Origin of the sequence: Kitasatospora sp. SC0581 (genome assembly GCF_048159585.1) — a bacterium.
GTDB lineage: Bacteria > Actinomycetota > Actinomycetes > Streptomycetales > Streptomycetaceae > Kitasatospora.
The window spans coordinates 603,930-624,620 of the sequence record NZ_JBLRWA010000003.1; the positions used below are offsets into that span (position 1 = coordinate 603,930).

The 20,691-nt window shown below is 71.8% G+C and carries 17 protein-coding genes, 1 tRNA gene and 1 other RNA gene; 11 read left to right on the plus strand and 8 right to left on the minus strand.

Annotated elements, in window-relative coordinates:
* Positions 1-87: 87 nt before the first annotated feature.
* The 5 genes from ACLWS4_RS08965 to ffs all read right to left on the minus strand — a co-directional run bounded on the left by ACLWS4_RS08965 (position 88) and on the right by ffs (position 4,545).
* Complete coding sequence (locus ACLWS4_RS08965; protein ID WP_241852803.1) at positions 88-801, minus strand: DUF5063 domain-containing protein; 714 nt, start codon at positions 799-801, stop codon at positions 88-90.
* Positions 794-1,393 (minus strand): recombination mediator RecR, encoded by a 600-nt coding sequence (gene recR / locus ACLWS4_RS08970; protein WP_049658152.1) that lies wholly within the window; start codon positions 1,391-1,393, stop codon positions 794-796. The genes ACLWS4_RS08965 and recR overlap by 8 nt, the downstream gene beginning before the upstream one ends.
* Before the next feature lie 266 nt (positions 1,394-1,659).
* Entirely contained in the window at positions 1,660-2,001 is a 342-nt protein-coding gene (locus tag ACLWS4_RS08975; RefSeq protein ID WP_074001802.1) for a YbaB/EbfC family nucleoid-associated protein, read from the minus strand.
* 159 nt (positions 2,002-2,160) lie between these two features.
* Positions 2,161-4,374, minus strand: coding sequence for a DNA polymerase III subunit gamma and tau (locus ACLWS4_RS08980; protein ID WP_416873724.1), 2,214 nt, complete (start codon positions 4,372-4,374; stop codon positions 2,161-2,163).
* 80 nt (positions 4,375-4,454) lie between these two features.
* An RNA gene (gene ffs / locus ACLWS4_RS08985) (signal recognition particle sRNA small type) lies at positions 4,455-4,545 on the minus strand.
* Positions 4,546-4,656: 111 nt separating this feature from the next.
* Between ffs and ACLWS4_RS08990 the strand changes: the two genes are divergently transcribed.
* From ACLWS4_RS08990 to ACLWS4_RS09015, 6 genes are all read left to right on the plus strand, one after another.
* A tRNA-Ser gene (locus ACLWS4_RS08990) sits at positions 4,657-4,741 on the plus strand.
* Between the two features lie 1,145 nt (positions 4,742-5,886).
* Complete coding sequence (locus tag ACLWS4_RS08995) at positions 5,887-6,837, plus strand: hypothetical protein (RefSeq protein ID WP_416873725.1); 951 nt, start codon at positions 5,887-5,889, stop codon at positions 6,835-6,837.
* 1,203 nt (positions 6,838-8,040) lie between these two features.
* On the plus strand, positions 8,041-8,394 hold the full coding sequence (locus ACLWS4_RS09000) for a hypothetical protein (protein ID WP_049652311.1): 354 nt from the start codon (positions 8,041-8,043) through the stop codon (positions 8,392-8,394).
* 103 nt (positions 8,395-8,497) lie between these two features.
* Positions 8,498-9,247, plus strand: a complete 750-nt coding sequence (locus ACLWS4_RS09005) for an ABC transporter ATP-binding protein (protein ID WP_375876716.1) — start codon at positions 8,498-8,500, stop codon at positions 9,245-9,247.
* Positions 9,244-10,512, plus strand: a complete 1,269-nt coding sequence (locus ACLWS4_RS09010) for a hypothetical protein (protein ID WP_416873726.1) — start codon at positions 9,244-9,246, stop codon at positions 10,510-10,512. The genes ACLWS4_RS09005 and ACLWS4_RS09010 overlap by 4 nt, the downstream gene beginning before the upstream one ends.
* 235 nt (positions 10,513-10,747) lie before the next feature.
* Positions 10,748-11,164, plus strand: a complete 417-nt coding sequence (locus tag ACLWS4_RS09015; RefSeq protein WP_416873727.1) for a hypothetical protein — start codon at positions 10,748-10,750, stop codon at positions 11,162-11,164.
* 272 nt (positions 11,165-11,436) lie between these two features.
* Here the strand turns inward: ACLWS4_RS09015 and ACLWS4_RS09020 are convergent, their stop codons facing one another.
* Positions 11,437-12,120: a hypothetical protein gene (locus ACLWS4_RS09020; protein WP_387973487.1), complete on the minus strand. Its 684-nt coding sequence runs from the start codon at positions 12,118-12,120 to the stop codon at positions 11,437-11,439.
* A gap of 108 nt (positions 12,121-12,228) precedes the next feature.
* Between ACLWS4_RS09020 and ACLWS4_RS09025 the strand changes: the two genes are divergently transcribed.
* The 4 genes from ACLWS4_RS09025 (at position 12,229) to ACLWS4_RS09040 (ending at position 17,235) form a co-directional block, all read left to right on the plus strand.
* Complete coding sequence (locus ACLWS4_RS09025) at positions 12,229-12,855, plus strand: TetR/AcrR family transcriptional regulator (RefSeq protein ID WP_416873728.1); 627 nt, start codon at positions 12,229-12,231, stop codon at positions 12,853-12,855.
* A 127-nt stretch (positions 12,856-12,982) separates the two neighbouring features.
* Positions 12,983-14,092: a hypothetical protein gene (locus ACLWS4_RS09030; protein ID WP_416873729.1), complete on the plus strand. Its 1,110-nt coding sequence runs from the start codon at positions 12,983-12,985 to the stop codon at positions 14,090-14,092.
* A gap of 209 nt (positions 14,093-14,301) precedes the next feature.
* On the plus strand, positions 14,302-16,752 hold the full coding sequence (locus ACLWS4_RS09035) for a helicase C-terminal domain-containing protein (protein WP_416873730.1): 2,451 nt from the start codon (positions 14,302-14,304) through the stop codon (positions 16,750-16,752).
* Between the two features lie 69 nt (positions 16,753-16,821).
* Complete coding sequence (locus ACLWS4_RS09040; protein WP_416873731.1) at positions 16,822-17,235, plus strand: VOC family protein; 414 nt, start codon at positions 16,822-16,824, stop codon at positions 17,233-17,235.
* On the opposite strand, the gene ACLWS4_RS09045 is transcribed toward ACLWS4_RS09040, so the two are convergent.
* Positions 17,232-17,972, minus strand: a complete 741-nt coding sequence (locus ACLWS4_RS09045) for a helix-turn-helix domain-containing protein (protein WP_416873732.1) — start codon at positions 17,970-17,972, stop codon at positions 17,232-17,234. The two genes, ACLWS4_RS09040 and ACLWS4_RS09045, sit on opposite strands and share 4 nt — an antisense overlap.
* 125 nt (positions 17,973-18,097) lie before the next feature.
* Positions 18,098-19,612, minus strand: a complete 1,515-nt coding sequence (locus ACLWS4_RS09050) for an MFS transporter (protein WP_074001812.1) — start codon at positions 19,610-19,612, stop codon at positions 18,098-18,100.
* 310 nt (positions 19,613-19,922) lie between these two features.
* On the opposite strand from ACLWS4_RS09050, the gene ACLWS4_RS09055 reads away from it, so the two are divergent.
* Complete coding sequence (locus ACLWS4_RS09055; RefSeq protein ID WP_416873733.1) at positions 19,923-20,687, plus strand: TetR/AcrR family transcriptional regulator C-terminal domain-containing protein; 765 nt, start codon at positions 19,923-19,925, stop codon at positions 20,685-20,687.
* Positions 20,688-20,691 lie beyond the last annotated feature (4 nt).

A 20,691-nucleotide genomic window follows, 5' to 3' on the forward strand; every position in this document is an offset into this window, starting at 1 on the left:
GGGCGCTGAGGCATTCGTCACAATCCGAGGGCGCATTCGATCAGCCCGCGATCCGTGCCGGGATCTGCCGGATTTCCGCCTGGGAAACTACCGCCCGAGGCCGAGCTCGGCCGCCATCAGGTCGCCCGCCTGCTGCTCCAGCTGCTCGTCGGTGAGCCCGTCGTCGTCGGTGTCCGCGCCGTCCGGCGCCGCGCCGATCGGGCTGTCCAGCCGGACGTGGGCGATCAGCGACTGCAGGGCCCGCAGCACCGCCGTGCAGGTCGTGCCCCAGTTGGAGAGGTACGAGAACTGCCACCACCACAGCGCCTCGCTGACCCGGCCCTCGCGGTAGTGGGTCAGGCCGTGCTGGAGCTCGCTGACCACGCCGGCCAGGTCGTCCGAGATCCGGAAGGCATTGGGCTTCTCCGGCGGACCGTACGGGTCGAAGACCTCGTGGTAGACGTCGATCGGCGCGAGCAGCTCGGCGAGGCGCTCGCGCAGCTGCTCGCCGTCCGGCTCGGGGCCGGTGTCCGGCTCGAACCGGTCCTCCGGGACGACGTCCTCGATCGCGCCCAGCCGGCCGCCGGCCAGCAGCAGCTGCGAGACCTCCAGGAGCAGCAGCGAGACCGCGCTGCCGGGCTCGTCGCCCTTGGCGACCTCGGTGACGGCGAGCACGAAGCTCTCCACCGAGTCGGCGATCTGCACGGCGAAGTCGTCCGGCTCCGAGCCGTGGCCGTGGACGTGCGGGGCGTGCGCCCCCGGTTCCCCGTGGGACTGCTGGTGGGGGGTGTGGGGCTGCTGGTTGATCGTCCGGTCAGACATCGAGCAGTCGTCTCCCTTCGAAGGCGCGGCCGAGGGTGACCTCGTCCGCGTACTCCAGATCCCCGCCGACGGGCAGGCCGCTCGCCAGACGGGTCACCTTCAGGCCCATCGGCTTGCAGAGCCGGGCCAGGTAGGTGGCGGTCGCCTCCCCCTCCAGGTTGGGGTCGGTGGCCAGGATCAGCTCGGTGACCGTGCCGTCCGCGAGGCGCGACAGCAGCTCGCGGATCCGCAGGTCGTCCGGGCCGACGCCCTCGATGGGGCTGATCGCGCCGCCCAGCACGTGGTAGCGGCCGCGGAACTCACGGGTGCGCTCGATGGCGACGACGTCCTTCGGCTCCTCGACCACGCAGATGACGGCGAGGTCGCGGCGCGGGTCCAGGCAGACCCGGCACCGCTCGGCCTCCGCGACGTTGCCGCAGACCGCGCAGAAGCGGACCTTGTCCTTGACCTCCAGCAGCGCGTGCGCCAGCCGGCGCACGTCCGTCGGGTCGGACTGCAGCACGTGGAAGGCGATCCGCTGCGCGCTCTTGGGCCCGACGCCGGGCAGCCTGCCCAGTTCGTCGATCAGGTCCTGAACCACGCCCTCGTACAACGTCGCGCCTTCCCTCGGATGGTCGGTGTGCCGGACGGCCGGTGGAGCCGGGTGGCTGGTGGGGCTTGGTGGCCCGTGGAGCCGGAAAGCTGGTGGAGCCGGACGGCCGGGGCCGGTGGTGCCGGACGGCCGGTGGTGCTCCGGTGCCATCATCCAACGAATCGGGCGTCGGACACAGCGCCCGACGCCCGACTCCCACATAAATCACATGGGTCTGTCGTCTGAACTTCAGACCTTCTGGCCTTGGAAGCCGCCGTTGGACGACGTCAGAACGGCAGGCCGGGGATGCCGCCGCCGCCCAGGCCCTGGGTCAGCGGGCCCATGCGCTCGGCCTGCAGCTTCTGCGCGGTCTGGTTGGCGTCCCGAACGGCCGCCAGGACCAGGTCGGCCAGGGTCTCGGTGTCATCCGGGTCCACGGCGGCCGGGGAGATGCTCAGCGCCACCAGCTCACCGGCACCGGTCACCGTCGCCTCGACCAGGCCGCCGCCCGCCGAACCGCTCACCTTCGCCTCGGCCAGCTCCTGCTGGGCGTTCGCGAGATCCTGCTGCATCTTCTGCGCCTGCTTCAGCAGCTGCTGCATGTTGGGCTGGCCACCACCGGGGAACACGGCTGTCTCCTTGCTGTCACGGCTGTCGTACGGCGCTTCGTCCGTCACCGCCGAGCCTACGTGCTGCCCGCCGGTCCGGGCCCCGGATCGGGCCCGGATCAGGGTCCGCTCAGGGGCCCGTAGGCCCGGAGACCTGGGCCGGAGGACCCGGGGGCCGGTTCAGGAGCCCTGGTGGTGGATCTCCTCCAGCACCGTCGCCCCCAACTCGCGGATGATCAGCTCCTGGCCGGAGAACACGTCCTCCTTGAGGTCCGGGTCGTCCGCCTCCGGGACGTCGTCCTCCGGAGCCACCGACCGCACCGGACGGGCCTGCGCCGCCACCGGCGGCGGGGCCTGCACCGGCGCGGGCTGCACGGGCGGGGCCTGGACGGGCGCCGGCGCGGCCTGGACCGGCGGAGCCTGCACGGGCGCCGGGGCGGGCGCGGGCATCGACGGCGCGGCGGCCGCCGGACGCGCCGCCGGGGCTCCCCAGCCGCCACCGGCCTGGGCACCGCCACCCGGTGCGCCGCCGCCCTGGCCACCGCCGGACAGGCCGCCGCCGGACGGGCCGCCGACGCCGCCGGACGGGTCGATGATGCACTCGATCCGCCAGTCCACGCCCAGCGCGTCGGCCAGCGCGGAGCGCAGCACGTCGTCGCTGTTGCTGCCGACGAAGCTGTCCCGGGCGCCGGCGTTGATGAAGGACACCTGGAGCACACTGCCGTCGAACCCGGCCACCTGGCCGTTCTGGCTGAGCAGGATCCAGGTGAAGCGTCGGCGGTTCTTCACCGCCTCCAGGATCTGCGGCCACAGCTGCCGCACCTGCGCGGCACCCTGCTGCGCGGACGCCGACGGCTGCCCACCGGGAGCCGCCACCGGGGCGGGGGCCGGGGCGGGCACGGGAGCGGCGGCCGGCGCCGGGGCCGGGGCCGGAGCCGGGGCGGCCTGCGGCTGCGCCACGGGGGGCGCCGCGGGAGCCGCGGCGGGGGCCCCGCCGGCGGGCGGGAAGCTGCGCGGGATCGGCCAGGCACCCGGCGCCGGCCCGGCGGGCGCGGCGGCGGGCGGCACGGCCTGTACGGGCTGGGGGGCCTGCGCGGCCGGTACGGCGGCGGGCTGGACCGGCGCGGGCGCCACCGGCACCTCGGCCACCGGCGCCACCGCCATCGGAGGCGTCGCCGTCGGAGCCGCCATCGGCATGCCCCCGGGCACCGCCATCGGCGCGGCGAACCCGCCTGCGGACGCCCGTCGCTCCAGCTTGTCCATCCGCGCCTGCAACGACAGCTCGTCGCTGTACGCGCCAGGCAGCATCACCCGGGCGCAGATCAGCTCCAGCTGCAGCCGGGGCGCCGCGTTGCCGCGCATCTCGGTCAGCCCGGTGTTGACGAGGTCGGCGGCCCGGCTCAGCTCGGCCGCGCCGAACGCGTCCGCCTGTGCCTGCATCACCGCGACCCGGTCGGCCGGGGCGTCGATCAGCCCCTTCTCCCCCGCGTCCGGCACGGTGGCCAGGATCACCAGGTCGCGCAGCCGCTCCAGCAGGTCGGTGACGAAGCGGCGCGGGTCGTGCCCGCCCTCGACCACCCGGTCGATCACCTGGAACACCGTCGCCCCGTCGTGCGCGGCGAAGGCGTCCACCACCTCGTCCAGCAGCGCGGAGTCGGTGTACCCGAGCAGCGCCGTGGCCATCTGGTACGTCACGCCGCCCTCGCCGGCCCCGGCCAGCAGCTGGTCCATGACCGACATCGAGTCACGCACCGACCCGGCCCCCGCCCGCACCACCAGCGGGAACACGGTGTCCTCGACCTGGATCCCCTCCCGGCCGCACACCTCCGCCAGGTAGTCGCGCAGCGTGCCGGGCGGGACCAGCCGGAACGGGTAGTGGTGCGTCCGGGACCGGATCGTCCCGATCACCTTCTCCGGCTCGGTGGTCGCGAAGATGAACTTGAGGTGCTCCGGCGGCTCCTCGACCACCTTCAGCAGCGCGTTGAAGCCGGCCGAGGTCACCATGTGGGCCTCGTCCAGGATGAAGATCTTGTACCGGCTGTGCACCGGCGCGAAGAACGCCCGCTCGCGCAGCTCGCGCGCGTCGTCCACACCACCGTGCGAGGCGGCGTCGATCTCGATCACGTCGATCGACCCGGGCCCGCCGGTCGCGAGGTCCCGACAGGACTGGCACTCCCCGCAGGGCGTCGGCGTCGGCCCCTGTTCGCAGTTGAGGCAACGGGCCAGGATGCGCGCGCTCGTCGTCTTGCCACAGCCGCGCGGCCCGCTGAACAGGTACGCGTGGTTGACCCTGTTGTTGCGCAGGGCCTGCTGGAGCGGAGCGGTCACGTGCTCCTGCCCGATGACCTCCGCGAAGGTCTCGGGGCGGTAGCGGCGGTACAGGGCTAGGGACACACCCCCGACGATATCGGGACGGACCGACAAACGCGTCGCCCCTCACCCCGCCGACCGTCCCCGACCGGCCCCGGGAACGCAAAGACCCCTCGCGCACCCGCCAGAGCCCTCTTACCCTTGCTGCCTTCCGGCCCTGGGGGGGTTCAGAGAGATGACGCCACACGAGGGGCTGGCCCCCACAGTACCGGATCCCCGCCCCAACGATCCACAGGCCACCCCCACCCTCCCGCCTGCGGGACAGGTGGTCGCGAGCACCCCGAAACATGTACTAAGCTCTCCCACGGAGGATTCGCCTAGAGGCCTAGGGCGCACGCTTGGAAAGCGTGTTGGGGGCAACCCCTCACGAGTTCGAATCTCGTATCCTCCGCCGGCAGAAGGCCCGGACCGCTCAGCGGCCCGGGCCTTCGTCGTTGTCCCTCCACGGCCTCCGGCCCAGCTGTCCTCCCCAGGCCCCTTCACCGGGCTCCTCCGGCAGCAGTACCCGAACCCCTCCCTTGATCCGGTCGACCCCGGGCGGGCCACCGAGTCGCTGCACAAACTCTCGAACGTCCGACAGGCCGGCCGGAGCAAGCCGTTGCTCGACCCACCCTGATCGATTCGGCTCGAACAGGCGGGCACATGCGCGAGCGCCAGCCGGGGTACTACAAGCAGCCGGGAAAGAGCACCGAGCCTGCCGTCACCAGAGCCGTGATTCCCCTGGACTCCACGCGGCCCATCACCGATACCTTGCCCGAATTCGAGTGGAACAGCGCAGACCAACGCCCATCGAACAACTCTCCGGCTCCGCCCCAGCCCTATCTTCGGCCGGGCGCTGCTGATCGAGCGCGGTCATGCTCCTCCCCTCTCCCGCTATACCCGCCCGCGCATTGCGGCCGGGATCGCGGCGTCCGCCAGAGCGGACGCCGTGACTCCGCCCGCAGTTTGCGACCGAGAGAGCCGATAGACACTCATGTGCCCGCCAGGAATGGGGTCTTGCAATAACTTTAGCGTAGAGGAAGAGCGGGGCTCCGAACGAATCCACCCCCAGGGTCGCGGCATCACCTGCCCCAACCTTTCGATGCCTGCACCGGCGATCCACCCGGAACAACAAGCGATCTCGATTCCGAGCGATGCACAATCGAAGGGAAATGGCCGGAGGATTCCTGGTCTGGCTTGGTGCGACCCGGACCATCACGCCGGTTCCAAGGCCTTCAGGACCAGCTGCCATGGATTCAGCCTCGACCCCGGCGGCGCGGGCCGCCCGCCAGATGACGCCGCCCGCAGGTGTCAGACTGCCGTGATTCCCGCCCCTTCCGAAATAAGCACCCACCTGCGATCACAGTCGATCAGAGTTCGCAGCACTTACGACAGGGCACCCATTGAGATCGATCGTCTCTTTGCAAGAGTTGACTTAATTCACTATCTGACGACATCTGCCTCTAGCCTCGCCCCGAGGGAAGCGAGACGAACGGCCGACGAGCGCCTTCGAGTCGCGTAGATCTCTTCACCACGCTCCGAGAAGGAAATAGCACGATGGCCGATGAAGTCCGCACCAGCCCGCCCGTCTACACCGAGATCACCGAAGTGAATCCCGACAAGTGCAGCAGCTGGATGAGCAAGAGGACATGCAACCGTGTCCCCCTGAAGCGATCCAATGTGGACAAATTCAAGACCATTCTGCGCAACGGCCAGTACCGCACCACGCACCAGGGATTCGCGCTCGACTGGCATGGCTGCCTGATCGACGGGCAGCACCGCGCCGCCGCGATCATCGAGACCGGTGCCACCGTGACCGCCCAGGTGACGTACAACCTCAACCCGGACACGTTCGCCGCGATCGACGGCGGCCGCATCCGCACCGCGGGGGACTTCGTCGCGCAGATCACCGAGATGAAGCAGGCCAACTCCAACGTGTACGCGGCCGCCTTGAAGGTCCTCGCCAACCGCAGCGCACAGCTCCACTGGACCCGCTGGACCACCGGCCGACTGACGGCGGAAAAGCTGCAGGAGCTGGTGGTCAAATGGCCGATCGAGGAAGACCTGATCATCCGCATGGTGGGGAAGGGCAAGCAGTGTCACGCCAGCGCGACCGGGCTGGTCGTCGCCTACAAGATCATCACCGAGGAATGGCCGGAACCCGTGGCGAACTCGTTCTTCGACGGCATCGGTGAAGCCAGTCAAGAGTTCGTCGGCAAGGACCCCCGGGCCCTCTACACGAACACCATGACCAACGTGAACCGCGGGGTTGTCAGCCGGGACAGCGTGCAGCAGTCGGCCCAGGCCATCAAGGCCTTCAATGCCCTCGTCACGGGCGAGTCCATCGGCACCCTGAAGAAGATGAAGATGGGTGGCGTGAAGACCGTCATGGATCGGCGAACCGGCGAGGAGATCGAGCAGGAGTACCTCGCAGACCGGTACCCGGACGTCGTTCCGCAGACGCTCGACGTCAGTGACACGTGGCTCAGGGGCGGCGGTACGGACTGAGCACGGCCACCCCGCCAAAGGGCCTGGACCAGCCGGTGCGGACTTGGGCTCCAGGAGTCGTTACAACGCCCCAGTTCAGGGGATGCATTGGACTTCGGGATCCACGAGCGCCGGATGGCCCAGGCACCAGCACAGCCCGGGCATCGCCGCCGAGCCCAGCCCACAGCCCCTCTACGATCAGCCAGGCGATCCGCCGCAACCGCACCGACGGCGCCCGCAGGATCCTGTCGAAGCCGGAGTTTTCGGGATGCCGTCCAGGCGATGCCGGACGAGAAGTGGAGCCCGGAGCGGCTACGCCACGGTCAGCGGGCACAGCTCCCGACCGGCGACCATGACGCCGAGGCCGTCCGTGACGCCAGATGACCACTGCCCGAACTCTTCCGACACAGCTGAGGCTGTCCCTGACCCCTGACCTGAGATCAGGGCGGCGAGATGGACCGCCACCGGGAGTTCACCCTCGCCGCCGACAACCCCGATCTACTTCTGCGACATGGCCGGCCCTTGGCAACGCCGACTCCGACGAGAACACGAACGGCCTGCTACGGCGGCACTTCCCCAAGGAGACCGACCTCTCAGTCCACACCTCGGAGCGCCTGGCCTTCGCTGCCGACCATCTCAACCGCCCCTCAGGCAAGGAAGACGCAGCAAACTCCGCGGACCCGGGAGTGCTACTCGTGTGGATCTGCCCTCTTGTCGACGAACTCCCCCAGGACGCCACACCGTTCGCCACCCCGACCCGGGAGGCAGAACTGCTCGGCGCACTCACGCTCGGGACCTTGTCCCCAATTGGTACACAGCAACGTATATGACGCTTCATCACATCAAGTGGACGAGGCGTACACCCATTCGAGAGGGCTTCACGGCCCATTCAACGGAGTTCATGACACCACGTTACGCAACTGTTACGTGACACAACGAGCATGCCGATGAGTGATCAACCTGGACAAGTGAGCTTCATATAGCTCCGATGCGAACTTCATGTCGTCACACAGAGCGACTCGCTCATAGGCATCCCGACGGTGCCGATCGACCGCTCTTGCGGCCGCTCTTGAGGCACTGTCAGAATCTGAGCCGGGGGAAGACGTCACATGCGCATCAAGAGTTCCGCGTCAGCACTTCTCCCGCTCAAGGCGATCGGGCCCCAGTGCTGTCACACCGGGGCCCCTCCTCGCCACCATCGCATCCCAGCTCAGGAGGAAACTGATGGCGAAGCTCTTCGGCGCGCCCGCACGGGCTCACAGCCTGGCGACCAAGGTGGCTGCGGTCGCAGGCCTGGCCACCGTTGTGGCCCTCGGTGTGGCCCCGCTGGCCAGCGCCAGCGGCACCAGTGGCAAGACGAATGGATGCTACAGCACCTGGGGAACCACGGGGACCAACGGGCACTGCTACCCCGTCACGGCCGACGGCAACTTCCGAGTCTCGGCCGACTGCAACCTCGAGCCCGATGGCTCCAGCGGCTGGAGCTACTTCTACAAGAACGCCAACATCGGCGGCTTCGGTCAGTACGACTGCACCTTCAAGATCAACAGCTCGTGGGTGGAGTACTCCGGCGGCTGAGTCGAACCGGCGCGGAGCGGGCCCCGGTCCGGGTCGCGCCGTCAGTGAACCGTGGGCGCTCCCGGTGTGCCGGGAGCGCCCTTCCCGTACGTGGAAGGCGAACATGGCGCCCATCGCCAGCTTGTCATCAGTGATTCAGGGATACGGCAGCCGCACCGTACTGTCAGGAATCGACCTCGCGGTACACCAGGGGGTGCTGGGACTGCTCGGCCCGAATGGCGCGGGCAAGAGCACCCTGCTCCGCACCCTGGCCACCGCGACGCCGCCGCGCTCGGGCAGCGTCACCGTATCCGGGACGACGGTGACCAGCGAACGCGAAGCCCGCGTGGTTCGCCGTCAGGTCGGCTACCTTCCACAGGACTTCGGCTTCTACCCGTCATTCACGGTGCAGGACTTCGTGGAGTACTGCGCCTGGCTGCGCGGCGTCGCGCGCGGCGAGGCCCGCGACGCCACCAGACGAGCCATCGAAGCCGTCGGGCTGGCCGACCGGGCCGGCGCCAAGATGAAGTCGCTCTCCGGAGGCATGCTGCGCCGGGCGGGCATCGCCGCCGCCGTCGTGGGCGAGCCCGCGGTGCTGCTCCTCGATGAACCCACGGTCGGCCTCGACCCCGCCCAGCGTCTGGAGTTCCGCACCCTGCTGCGGTCGCTGCCGGACACCGCGATCGTGCTCTCCACCCACCTGGTGGAGGACGTGGCCGCGGTGTGCGACCGCGTCGTGGTGATGCAGGACGGCCGTTTCGTGTACGACGGCACCCCCGAAGATCTGGCGGGCCAGGCCAGCGCGGATGCGCCCGGGGACAGTGAGTTCGAACGCGGTTACATGGCCGTGCTACGGAGTGAGGTCGGCGCATGATCCGCGTCCTGCTCATGGAACTGCGTCGCTCCCCGCTGCGTTGGTGGCTGCCGGCACTCCTGCTGATCGACCTCGCCGCCCTCTTCGGCCGGAGTCGGTCCTGGATCGGGGTTTGGCCCGAAACCAGCGTCGCCGCCCAGGTACCCTCCTTCTACTTCGGCCCCGCGCTGGCCGCGGCTGCGGCTTGGGCGGCCGGCCGCGAGGGCCGCGGCGGCGCGATGCCCGCCACCCCCACGTCGACCAGGCCCCGCTTCCTGCCCGAGCTGCTCCTGCTGACCGCAACCCTGGTGTACGGCACCGCTGTGTACGCGTGCGGAGCCCTGGTCGCGGCCGCCGTCAGCTGGTCGGAGGCGGGTCCCGGATTCCTGTGGCCGGGATATCTGGTCATCGGCCTGACCGTGATGACCGGGTGCGCTGCCGCAGGACAACTGGTGGGCAAGACGATTCGTTCCACCTTCCTTGCACCCTCGGTGGCCGGCCTCGGCAGCCTGGCTGTCCTCGCGTGGGTCGGCAGCCCACACGCCTTCGGGCTCTTCGTGCTCTCCGGGAGCCCTCAGGCGCAGGCTGCGCCGGCCGCGGTCGCACTTCGTGTGGGGCTCGCGCTGGCGGCGGCAGGACTGGCATTGACACTGCCGGACTGGTGGCAGGCTCGACGGTCGGTCCTGTTCCAGGCACGGTCAGGCCTCGCCGCAGTCGGCTTCGGCGCCCTCTTGGTGGCACTGGTGGCAGCGGCACCGCAGGCGGGCAGGGTGCAGGTGTCACGGAGCGCGCCCGCGCAGCCGCTGTGCACCACCACAACGCCGAAGCTGTGCATCTGGCCCGAGGAGCGCAAATACCTTCCGAAGCTCGCCTCGCTATCGGACCGGATCGCCCTGCTGCCCGCCGGACTGTTCGTCGTGCCCGACACCTTCTACGAACAAGGGCTGCGCGGACCGGCCCACCAGTACACGGACTTCCCCATCAGTGAGGGCTCGGTGTGGACCGTGGCCGAGAGCATCTCGATTCAGATCCTCAGCGCGACTGCCCCTCCACGGTGCAAGAACCTGACGGAGGCGAACACCGAACGCATGGTGAAGGCCTCGTGGGAGCTCGGGAGGTGGCTGAACGTGACCATCACGGGCGGGCCGCAGCCGGACGACGTTCACGGTGGCCCGCCGGGCCTCGACACGGCCTCGATCGACCAGCTGGCAGGTGCGCCGCAGGCCGAGCAGATCTCCTGGGTGAATGAACGCCTGAGCGTCCTGCGGGAGATGCCCTGTGCATGAGCCCCGCCATTCGGGTGGAAGGTACCTCCGGTTCGCCCACGCACTGCGCTATGCGCGCAGTCGCCGCCTGCACGTGCTGGCGCTGAGCCTGCTGGCGCTCGCGGTGATGGAGGCCATGTGGGGATCGATCGGACTGGTACTTCCAACGGCCCGGACGGGCGATGTGGACGTGCCGTTCCGCCGTGAACTACCACTCGCTTACGCGGCGTTGGCAGTCAGCAGCCTTCACGGTCCGATGGAGGGCCTCGAGGCCGTGGCGGCCGGGTCGCTGCAGCGGATGCGGGCACTCCACCTCATCACCGCCGCAGTGCTGTCCGGGGTGGTGGTCGGTGTGCTGGAGGGCAGGCACGGTGGCGTGGCGGTCGGTGTGGTGGCGGTACGGGCCCTGGTGGTCTGGCTCGGGATCGCCGTGCTCTCCGGCCTCTGCATGGGCTGGGCCCTCGGCTGGGTCCTGCCCCTCGCGACGGTCTTTCCGCTGAGTTATTTCGGCAGCAGCGCCGATCCGCAGTGGTGGGACTGGAGCAGGGGCGCGCCCGGCGACACGGCCGCGAACCTGATGGCGGTCGCCGCGGTCCTGCTGGTGGTGGTCGGTCTGCTGTCCACTCCGTGGCGCCGGCGACGTAGGTCACCACGACGGCGCGGCGCCGTCTGACGCGAATCTGCAAGCGCTCGAGGCGCGGCCCGACGCGCGGGCGCCGACAGCGCGCAAGGCCGGTCAGGACTCGCCCGGTCCCGGACGGGCACTGCCGAGGAGAGCTGGACAGCGTATCGGAGCAACCACTCGCGAGTTCGAATCTCCTCCGCCTGGCCGAAGGCCCGGACCGCTGAGCGGTCCGGGCCTTCGGCGTTCCTCGGGGTCGCAGTCGTGCGCCGCTTGCCGTCGTGCCGCGAGTGGGCACCGGACAGACGCCGGAGGGCCGCGGGTCAGGCCGCCCGGCCGGGGGCCGGGTGGGACGCGCCGGCCGGGCGGAGTCGGCGGCGGACGGCCCAGGCGGCTGCCGCGAGGGCGAAGCCGTAGACGGAGACGAGTCCGTGGCCGTTCTCCTGGGCGATCCACATGGCGAGGCCGAGGGCGGGGACGCCGGCCGCCAGGGCGAGCTCCTTGGGGAGGCGGGTGCGGGTGAGGAAGGCCAGGGCGAGGGTGGCGCCGAGGAAGTAGGTGGCGCCGGAGCTGCCGGCGAAGTTGCGGGGGTCGGTGCTGGGGCCGCCGCCGAGGCCGAGCAGGCTGTCGACGCGGCCGGGCAGCAGGATGCCGGCGAGGAAGAAGCCGAGGGTGAGCGGGCCGCCCCAGTACCACTGGGCGAGGGCGGCGACGGCGGCGAGGGTGACGAGGTTCCACAGGCCGCCGAAGAGGCCGCCGTTCTGCATGAACACCGAGGTGAGCTCGCGCCACCAGCCGGACTTGGCGGGGTCCGCGTCGAGCGCGTCCATGGCGCCGGACCAGAGCAGCTGGAGCAGGACGCCGCCGACGGCGAGCGCGGTCAGGGCGACCGCCGTCCATGGGAGCGGCCGTCCGCGCAGGGTGTCGCGGCCGACGACGCCGAGCCCGCAGTTGACCATCATGACCATCAGCGCGGCCGTGGTCACGTTGAAGACGATCGCTCCCATGTCTGGCTCCCCCCGGTTCCGACGTTTTCCAACGCCGTTCGAAAACCTGATGACGCCAAGCTAGCACAGTTTTCGAACAGTGTTGGAAAACGTTGTACGGTGGACCGCATGAAGCTCACCAAGGAGCGCATCGTCGATGCGGGCATGGCCGTCTTCGCGGAGGTCGGCTACCAGAACCTGTCCATGCGCCAGGTCGCCGACCGCCTGGACGCTCACGCGGGCAGCCTCTACTACCACGTGCGCGGCAAGGACGAGTTGCTCGCCCTGATGGCCGACCGGGTCTGCCGCAGCGCGTACGACGCCGGCACCGAGGCCCTCGCCGCCCTCCCGCCCACCGCCACCTGGCAGGACCGCGTCGAGGCCCAGGCCGCCGCCCTGCGCCTGAGCCTCAGACAGCACCCCGGCGGCGCCCAGCTCCTCGCCGAGAGCCCCGGCGTGCTCAGCCCCGGTGCCCTCTCCCTGATGGAACGCCTGCTGCGCACCCTCCTCGACGCCGGCCTCCCCGCCGAGCACTGCGGCATCGCCGCCGACACCCTGCTCAGCCACGTCACCGGCTTCGTGCTCCAGGAGCAGAACCAGCCGGCGGCGCCACCGCCCGTCACCGCGGAGCAGTACGCCGAGCTGTGCGAGCGGTTCCCCCTGCTCATGGGCCCGTTGATCCCGCGCGTGGGCCAGGACGAGAAGTTCACCCGGAGCGTCCGCCTGCTCTGCACCGGCTTCGCGGCGCTCTCCTAGCGGCGCCCTCCCGGGCGAGGCGGATCCGGACCCCTGGCGTCCTCGCGGGACCCCGCTGGGTGAACTCCGCGCGCCAGGCGATTCGACCGCGACATAACTTCGCGTTATGAGACTTCACTCTTCGCGCATGAGGTTCTGGGGGCAGGCCGGCGTGGTCGCCGCCGCCGTGGTGGTGCTCGGCGCCACGGCGGCGGGGGGCGCCGTCGGCCGAGCACCGTTCCTCGGGCCGCTGAACACCGTGTCCCCGGTCGCCTCGACCGTGCCCGCGAACGGGGACGTGAACCCGTACGGCACGTTCGTGATCCGGCACAGCACGGGCAGGCTGCACCGCGGCAACGTCCTGATCAGCAACTTCAACAACGCGCAGAACCAGCAGGGCACCGGGACCACCCTGGTCCAGGTGAGTCCGGACGGCGCCGTCAGCACGTTCGCCCAGATCGACCCGGCGCACCTGCCCGGGCCGTGCCCCGGCGGAGTCGGGCTCTCGACGGCGCTGACCGTCCTGCCGGGCGGCTGGGTCCTGGTCGGCAGCACGCCCACCACGGACGGCACCTCCGCCACCGTCCAGGCCGGCTGCCTGCTGGTGCTGGACAGCAACGGAACGGTCCGCGAGACCATCGCGGGCGACGGCATCAACGGCCCGTGGGACATGACGGCCGTCAGCTCCGGCGACCGCGACGAGCTGTTCGTGACCAACCTGCTGAACGGCACGGTCGCGGGCGGCGGGGCCGAGGTCGACCAGGGCACCGTCCTGCGGATCACCCTGCGCCGGCCGGGCGGCGCGCCGCCGCAGCGGATCGCGACCACCCGGATCGGTTCGGGCTTCGGCCAGCGCACCGACCCGGCCGCCCTGGTGATCGGCCCGACCGGCGTCGGCCTGGGCCACGACGACACGCTCTACGTGGCGGACACCCTCGCCAACCGGATCGCCGCGATCCCCGACGCCGTCCACCGCGTCTCCGACGCCGGCACCGGTACCACCGTCAGCACCGGCGGCAACCTCAACGGGCCGCTCGGCCTGGCCGTCGCCCCCGGCGGCGACGTCCTCACGGTGAACTCCGGCGACGGCAACCTGGTCGAGACCACCCCCGCCGGCGACCAGGTCGCCGTCCGCACGCTCGACGACAGCGGCACCCCGCCCGGCGCCGGCGCCCTGTTCGGGCTCGCGGTCGACCTCGACCGCGACGCCGTGTACTTCGTCGACGACGCCACCAACTCCTTGAACGTCCTGCACTGACCGCCCTGCCGCGGGTGCTGCTCCCGTACGCTCCCGCCCCCGAGGGCCCGGACCGCGACCACCGACCGCGGCCCGGGCCCTCGCTGTCTCCCGAACCGCCCGCCGGTCGCTTCGCCGTGCGGCCCGAACCGCCCGCCGGCACACCGTGTTTGCCATGCTTGAGCCCCGGCCGGTTCCGACCTGGGACGGCGTCCGTCCTCTGTGGTGAGGTGTTCCCCATCGGCAAGACAAGTGGATCGACCCTGGTCGCGTGGCTGCGCGGCGCCGACGCGGCACAGGTCGTACGGGTCCTGGCCTCGCGCCCGGACGCCGCGGTGGAGCCGGAGCCGCGATCGGTCGGCGAACTGGCGGACCGGCTCCAGCGCCCGGCCTCGGTCGCGCTGGCGATCCCCCGACTCACGCTGCCCGAGCTCCAGGTGGCGGAGGGCGCCGCCGCGCTGGCGCCTGCCGCCCGGGACGTACTGGCGAACCTCCTCGACGCGACGGACGGGGAGCTCGCTCACCAACTGGAAGCGGTACTACGGGAGTTGGCCGATCGCGCGCTGGTGTGGCCGGGCGGCGACGGGCGGCTGCACGTGGCGGCGCCGCTGCGGCAGGTGTGGGCCGCACCCCTCGGGTTGGACGCGCCACTGGCACGGCTGCTCGCGGACACGACCTCCACCGATCTGGGCCGCATGCTCGCCGCCGTCGGCATCACGTCGACGGGTACCAAGCAGAAGCGGCTGGCCGCGCTGATCGACCACCACGGCGATCCGGACCGGGTCACCGCGCTGGTCGCCAAGGCCCCCGCGGCTACTCGGAAACTCCTGGAGCAACGTGCGCGGCAGGCACCGGAGCGGTCGGCCCGCATCCTGTACGGCCTCCCGCGGCCGGATCCCGGGCCGGGCGAACGGTGGGCGCTGGAACGGGGGTTGCTGATCCGGGACGGGCGCTGGTACGGGCCTGACCGGATGCCCTCGGAGGTGGCCCTCGCGCTGCGCGGCACCGGCTGGCACGCCCCGTTCACGCCCGTCCCGCCCGCGGTCCGGACGCGGCCCGTCACCGGATCGGCGGTCGACCGGGAGGCCGCCGCCGCGGCGATGGCGTTCGCCGCCCACGCCTCCTCCGTCCTCGCGGCGTGCGCCGCCGCTCCCCCGGCCCGGCTGAAGTCCGGCGGGATCGGAGCCCGCGAGCTGTCCCGGCTCGGCAAGGCCGCGAAGTGCGACGACACCGTGGTGCGCATCGCGCTGGAGTCGGCCGCCGCGGCCGGGCTGCTGGCCCGGGACGGCGACCGGGTCGCGGCGACCGAGGCCTACGACGGCTGGGCGGAGGGGGAACCCGCCGACCGGCTCGCCGTGCTCCTCCGCGCCTGGTGGACACTGCCGCTGACCCCCGGCGGGAGCCGCGACGAGGAGGGGAAGGCACTGCCCGCCCTCGCCGGAGCCCCGCCCCGCGGGGGCTGCGTCCAGGCCCGGCACGGACTGCTCGCGTCCGCGGCGCGGCTCCCGGCGGGTGAGGGGGCGACCGACCCGGCGGACCTGGGGGCGCTGATCGCGTGGCAGCGCCCGCTCGTCGACCAACTCGCCCAGGACGCCAGCCCGTTCGCCACCCTGGTCGGCGAATCGGAGCTGCTCGGCGTCCTCGCCCTCGGCGCCCTGTCCCCGCTCGGGGCGGCCCTGGACGCCGACGGCCCGGACGCGGTGGCCGCCGCCTGTCGACGGCTGCTGCCCGCCTCCACCGGGTCCGCCCGCTTCGGCAGCGATCTCACGGCCGTGGTCGCCGGCACGCCCTCGACGCCCCTCGTCACCCTGCTGGACTCCGTCGCCGACCGGGAGGCCACCGGTACGGCGTCGGTGTGGCGGTTCAGCCCGGACAGCGTCCGCCGCGCCCTCGACGCCGGCCACACCGCCGACACGCTGACGGCCGACCTCGCCGCCGTCGCCGTCGCCACCGCCGCCACCACCACCACGGAACCGCTGCCACAACCGCTCGCGTACCTGATCCGCGACACCGCGCGCGGCCACGGCCGGGTGCGCGTCGTCTCCGCGGCCTGCGTGATCCACGGCGCGGAGCCCGCCCTCCTCGCCGAACTGGCCGCCCACCGCAGGCTCGCCCCGCTCGGCCTACGGCAGTTGGCACCGACGGTGCTGATCAGCCGGACCTCACCGGACGAGACGCTCGCGGCCCTGCGGTCGGCGGGCTACGCCCCCGTCGCCGAGGAGCAGGACGGATCCGTCCGCATCGAGCGGACCCGGCGACACCGGGCAACGAACCCGCTCCCGACCCCGCGCCGACCCGCCGGCACGCGGCGGAAGGCCGTCCACGTCGCGGGCGCCCGGACCGCCACCGACCTGGCAGCCGTCGCCGCCCGGCTACTGGTGGCCCCGCAGGAGGCTCCGGAGCCCGACCCCGACGACGGCCGCCCCTACGCCAGCGACACCGAGGAGATCATCGCCGGGTACGCGCGCAACCTGTCCTTCACCGACGTCCGCCAACTGGCCCACGCCGTCAACGAGAAGCAGCCGATCACCGTCGAGTACACCGCCACCTCGGGCAACACGACCGTCCGCACCCTGAGCCGCCTCGAACTCGACGCGCCCTACCTCCACGCCTGGTGCCACCTGCGCGACGCCGAACGGGTCTTCACCCTCTCCCGCATCCACGGGGTGATGCCCTCGTAGCCGGGCCCCGGCCGGCCGGTGTCCGATTCGTTCAAGACCGGGTGGGGCGGGGGTGCCTAGCGTGGGGGCATGAACAGCACAGGTGTACCGCAGTTCGCGTTCGTCGGGCTGGCCGTTGCGGATGTGGCCGCCTCGGTCGGCTTCTACCGGCGGCTGGGGGTGGGGTTTCCCGAGGGGGCGGAGGGGGACCCGCACGTCGAGGGCGAGGTGCCGGGCGGGCCGCTTCTGGTGCTCGATTCCGAGGCCACCATCCGGTCGTTCCATCCCGCCTGGCGGCCGCCGAGCGGCGGTAGCCGGTCCGCGCTGGCGTTCCGCTGCGCGAGTCCCGCGCAGGTGGACGCGGTGTACGGGGAGTTGACCGGCGCCGGGTACCACGGGGAGTTGGAGCCGTGGGACGCCTTCTGGGGGCAGCGGTACGCCGTGGTGCACGATCCGGACGGCAACGGGGTGGACCTGCTCGCGCCGCTCGAGGACAGGCCCTAGGAGGAGAGCAGCGCGGTCAGCGGCAGGCCCGCCAACTCCCGTACGTCGCGGGCCAGGTGGGCCTGGTCCGCGTAGCCGGTCCGGGCCGCCGTCTCGGCCTGCGGGACGCCGGAGCGGGCGAGGGCCAGGGCGCGCTGGAGGCGCAGGATCCGGGCGAGGGTCTTGGGCCCGTAGCCGAAGGCGGCCAGGGAGCGGCGGTGCAGTTGGCGGGCGCCGAGGCCGACCGTCTCAGCCGTCGCGGCGACGGAGCGGCCGGCGGCGAGCGAGGCGGCCACGGCCCGGATCAGGCGGTCCTCGGGCTGGGCGTCGGCGGACAGCCGCAGGGCCAGGGCCTCCAGGGCGACGGCCGGGTCGGGGGCCGCGTCGATGTGTCCGGTCAGCCGCCGGACCTCGGCGGCTGGCCGCAGGTCGGCCAACTCGACGCGGCGGTCCCGCAGTTCGTGTGCGGGGACGCCGAGCAGGGCGGGGGCGGCGCCGGGCCGGAAGCGTACGCCCGCCCAGGGGCCGCGCAGTCCGGGGCCGGGGTGGAAGGCGCGGGTGTCCGGTCCGGCGACCAGCAGCCGGCCCTCCGTCCACAGCAGGTCCATGCAGCCGTCGGGCAGGACGAGCCCGGCCCGCGCGGCGCCCGTATGCCCGGCACGCGCATGCCCGCCCGTACGCCCGAGGGCCGGCTTCGTCCACAGGACCGCGCCGGGCAGCCGGCACGCGCGTTCCTGGTACGAGGTGGACGGTTCCATGATCCGAGGCTACGCGCCCCGCAGGGACCCGGCGGGCGGGCAGACGGCTGCAGGACGGCGGGCGGACGCCGACGGCCCCGGCCGCACGAGGCGGCCGGGGCGATCTGCCCGGGGAGAAGGGCCGGTCAGGCGACCGGCTCGGCCTCCGGCACCGCCGGGGGCTCGGCCCCCGTACCGGCGGTCTTCCGGCCGTCGCGCATCAGCACCAGGGTGAGCGCCGCCGCCGCGACGACCGCGATGCCGCCCGCCGTGAAGGTGGTGGAGGTGGCGGTGTTGAACGCCTCCCGGGCGGCCGCGACCAGGCCGCCGTCCCCGGTGGAGCCGGCCACCGCGAGCGCGCCGGTGATGTCGTGGCGGGCGGCGGCGGGGGCGGCCGCGGGCATCGCGCCGGTGTAGGTGCTGGAGAGCACGGTGCCGAGGATGGCCACGCCGAGCGCCGCACCGGACTGCTGGATGGTGTCGTTGAGCGCGGAGCCGACGCCGGCGTGCTCACTGGGGATGGCGCTCATCAGCGCGTTGGAGGCGGCCGGCATGGCGAGGCCGGAGCCGATGCCGAGCACCAGCATGGCCAGGGAGACCTTGGTGAAGCCGTCCCCGACCGAGAGGGTGGCGAGCAGTCCGAAGCCGCCCGCGATGATCAGCATGCCGATCGAGGTGAACACCCGCGCCGGGACCTTCTTGCCGAGCACCGCGCCCAGCGCGTTGAACACCAGCGAGGCGATGGCCAGCGGGATGAAGGCGAGGCCGGTGTCGGTGGGCGAGAACTCCAGCACGAACTGGAGGTACTGGGTGAGGACCAGCATCAGCCCGCCGGTCGCGAAGGTCAGCAGGATGAGCGAGAAGCTGGCGCCGGTGAAGACCCGGTTGCGAAACAGCTTGATCGGGACCATCGGCGAGTCGGTGCGGACCTGCCGGACGGCGAAGCCGACCAGCGAGGCCACCGCGAGGGCGAGTGCGCCGAGGGTGCTCACGCTGGTGAAGCCGTCCTGGGGCAGCACGATGATCGACCACACCAACGCCGTCATGCCGACCATCGACAGCACCATGCCGAGCAGGTCGGGGCGGCGCCACGGTCCCTTGGACTCCGGCATCAGCAGCACCGCGGCGACGATGGCGACGGCCGCGATCGGCACGTTGAGCAGGAAGACCGCGCCCCACCAGAAGTGCGCGATCAGCGCGCCGCCCAGCACCGGACCGCCGACCAGGCCGACCATGGCCACCGCGGTCCACGCGGCGATCGCCTTCGGGCGCTCCTCGTCGTCGAAGACGGTGATCAGGATGGAGAGCGTGCTCGGCATGACCAGCGCGCCGCCGACGCCCATCAGGACGCGCCCGGCTATCAGCTCACCGGGGCTGCCGGCGTACGCCGCGACCAGTGAGGCGGCGCCGAACAGCGCCAGCCCGACGATCATCACCTTCCGTCGTCCGAAGCGGTCGGAGAGGCTGCCGGAGGTGAGCAGCAGGCCGGCGAAGACCAGGATGTACGAGTCGATGATCCACTGGATGTCCTGCGCCCCGGCCTTGAGGTCCTCCGCGATCGGCGGGATGGACACCGTGAGCACCATGTTGTCGATCACCAGCACCAGGCTGCTGAGACAGAGCACGACCAGGATGAGCCAGCGCTGCGGATGACGTTCCACGGCGTTTCCCCCTTCGAACTTCGGGCTTCGAGCGTCGGGTTCCGAGCTCGGGCGTCGAGCGTCGGAACGGGCGCGCGGGCCGGGCTGTGACGCCGGAGCCGCGCGGAAGTCGTCGCGGGCACACCGTCCTCCGTCCCCAGGGGAACGGTGTGCGCCGCTCCGAACACTGTACGGACACCGCACACTGTTCGCAACGCCGCACACCGTTCGATCTCCGCACGCTGTTCGTCGCGCCGTACACTGTTCGTATCAACCCGTGGCGAGCAGCGCCGAACCGGACCGGATCCGGACGATTGGTGAGGAGGGCCCGATGGCGGCCAGGACAGAGGACGGCACGACCCCGGGCATCCCCATGCCGTGGAACCGCCCCGAGCGACGGCGGGAACAGCCCGCCCTCAGCCGCGAACAGATCGTCGCCGAGGCCTTCGCGCTGCTGGACTCCGGCGGCATCGAGGCGCTGAGCATGCGCAAGCTCGCCGCCCGGCTGAACGCCGGCGCCACCTCGCTCTACACCCACGTCGCCAACAAGGACGAGCTGCTCGCCCTGGTCGTCGACCAGGTCTTCGGCACCCTCCCGCACCCCTCGGCCGAGGGGTCCGAGGAGCCGAAGGTCTGGCGCGCGAAGATCGCGGAGTGCGCCGAGAGCATGCGCACGGCCATCATCCGCCACCCGTGGATGGTCGGGGTGATCGGAGACGTCGGGATGATCTACCTCGGCCCCAACTGGATGCGGCTCTCCGAAGCCCTGTTGGACGTCCTGGAGGCGGCCGGCTTCGAGATCGTCGAGGCGAACGACGCGATGAACGCGGTCATGGGCTACACCATCGGGACCGCCTGCGTGGAAGCCGCCTGGCTGGCCGCGCTGGCCCGCAGCGGCCAGGACGAGCAGGAGTGGATGAACCAGCTGCTGCCCGTCGTCACGGAGGCCACCAAGGACTTCCCGCGGCTGCACCGGCTGTACACCACCTCGGTTCCGGACGAGGTCGCCGGAGGCCGGGACAGCACCTTCGCCCGGGGCGTCAACGTCATCCTGGACGGGATCGAAGCGGCCAGGACGGCCCGCGGACAGCACTGAGCCC

Coding starts and splice junctions, on each gene's coding strand:
- ACLWS4_RS08965 (WP_241852803.1), bottom strand. CDS start 801: ATGTCTGACCGGACGATCAACCAGCAGCCCCACACCCCCCACCAGCAG.
- ACLWS4_RS09000 (WP_049652311.1), top strand. CDS start 8,041: ATGGCGAAGCTCTTCGGCGCGCCCGCACGGGCTCACAGCCTGGCGACC.
- ACLWS4_RS08995 (WP_416873725.1), top strand. CDS start 5,887: ATGGCCGATGAAGTCCGCACCAGCCCGCCCGTCTACACCGAGATCACC.
- ACLWS4_RS09015 (WP_416873727.1), top strand. CDS start 10,748: ATGGAGGGCCTCGAGGCCGTGGCGGCCGGGTCGCTGCAGCGGATGCGG.
- ACLWS4_RS09010 (WP_416873726.1), top strand. CDS start 9,244: ATGATCCGCGTCCTGCTCATGGAACTGCGTCGCTCCCCGCTGCGTTGG.
- ACLWS4_RS09030 (WP_416873729.1), top strand. CDS start 12,983: ATGAGGTTCTGGGGGCAGGCCGGCGTGGTCGCCGCCGCCGTGGTGGTG.
- ACLWS4_RS09005 (WP_375876716.1), top strand. CDS start 8,498: ATGGCGCCCATCGCCAGCTTGTCATCAGTGATTCAGGGATACGGCAGC.
- ACLWS4_RS09025 (WP_416873728.1), top strand. CDS start 12,229: ATGAAGCTCACCAAGGAGCGCATCGTCGATGCGGGCATGGCCGTCTTC.
- ACLWS4_RS09055 (WP_416873733.1), top strand. CDS start 19,923: ATGGCGGCCAGGACAGAGGACGGCACGACCCCGGGCATCCCCATGCCG.
- ACLWS4_RS09040 (WP_416873731.1), top strand. CDS start 16,822: ATGAACAGCACAGGTGTACCGCAGTTCGCGTTCGTCGGGCTGGCCGTT.
- ACLWS4_RS09020 (WP_387973487.1), bottom strand. CDS start 12,120: ATGGGAGCGATCGTCTTCAACGTGACCACGGCCGCGCTGATGGTCATG.
- ACLWS4_RS09045 (WP_416873732.1), bottom strand. CDS start 17,972: ATGGAACCGTCCACCTCGTACCAGGAACGCGCGTGCCGGCTGCCCGGC.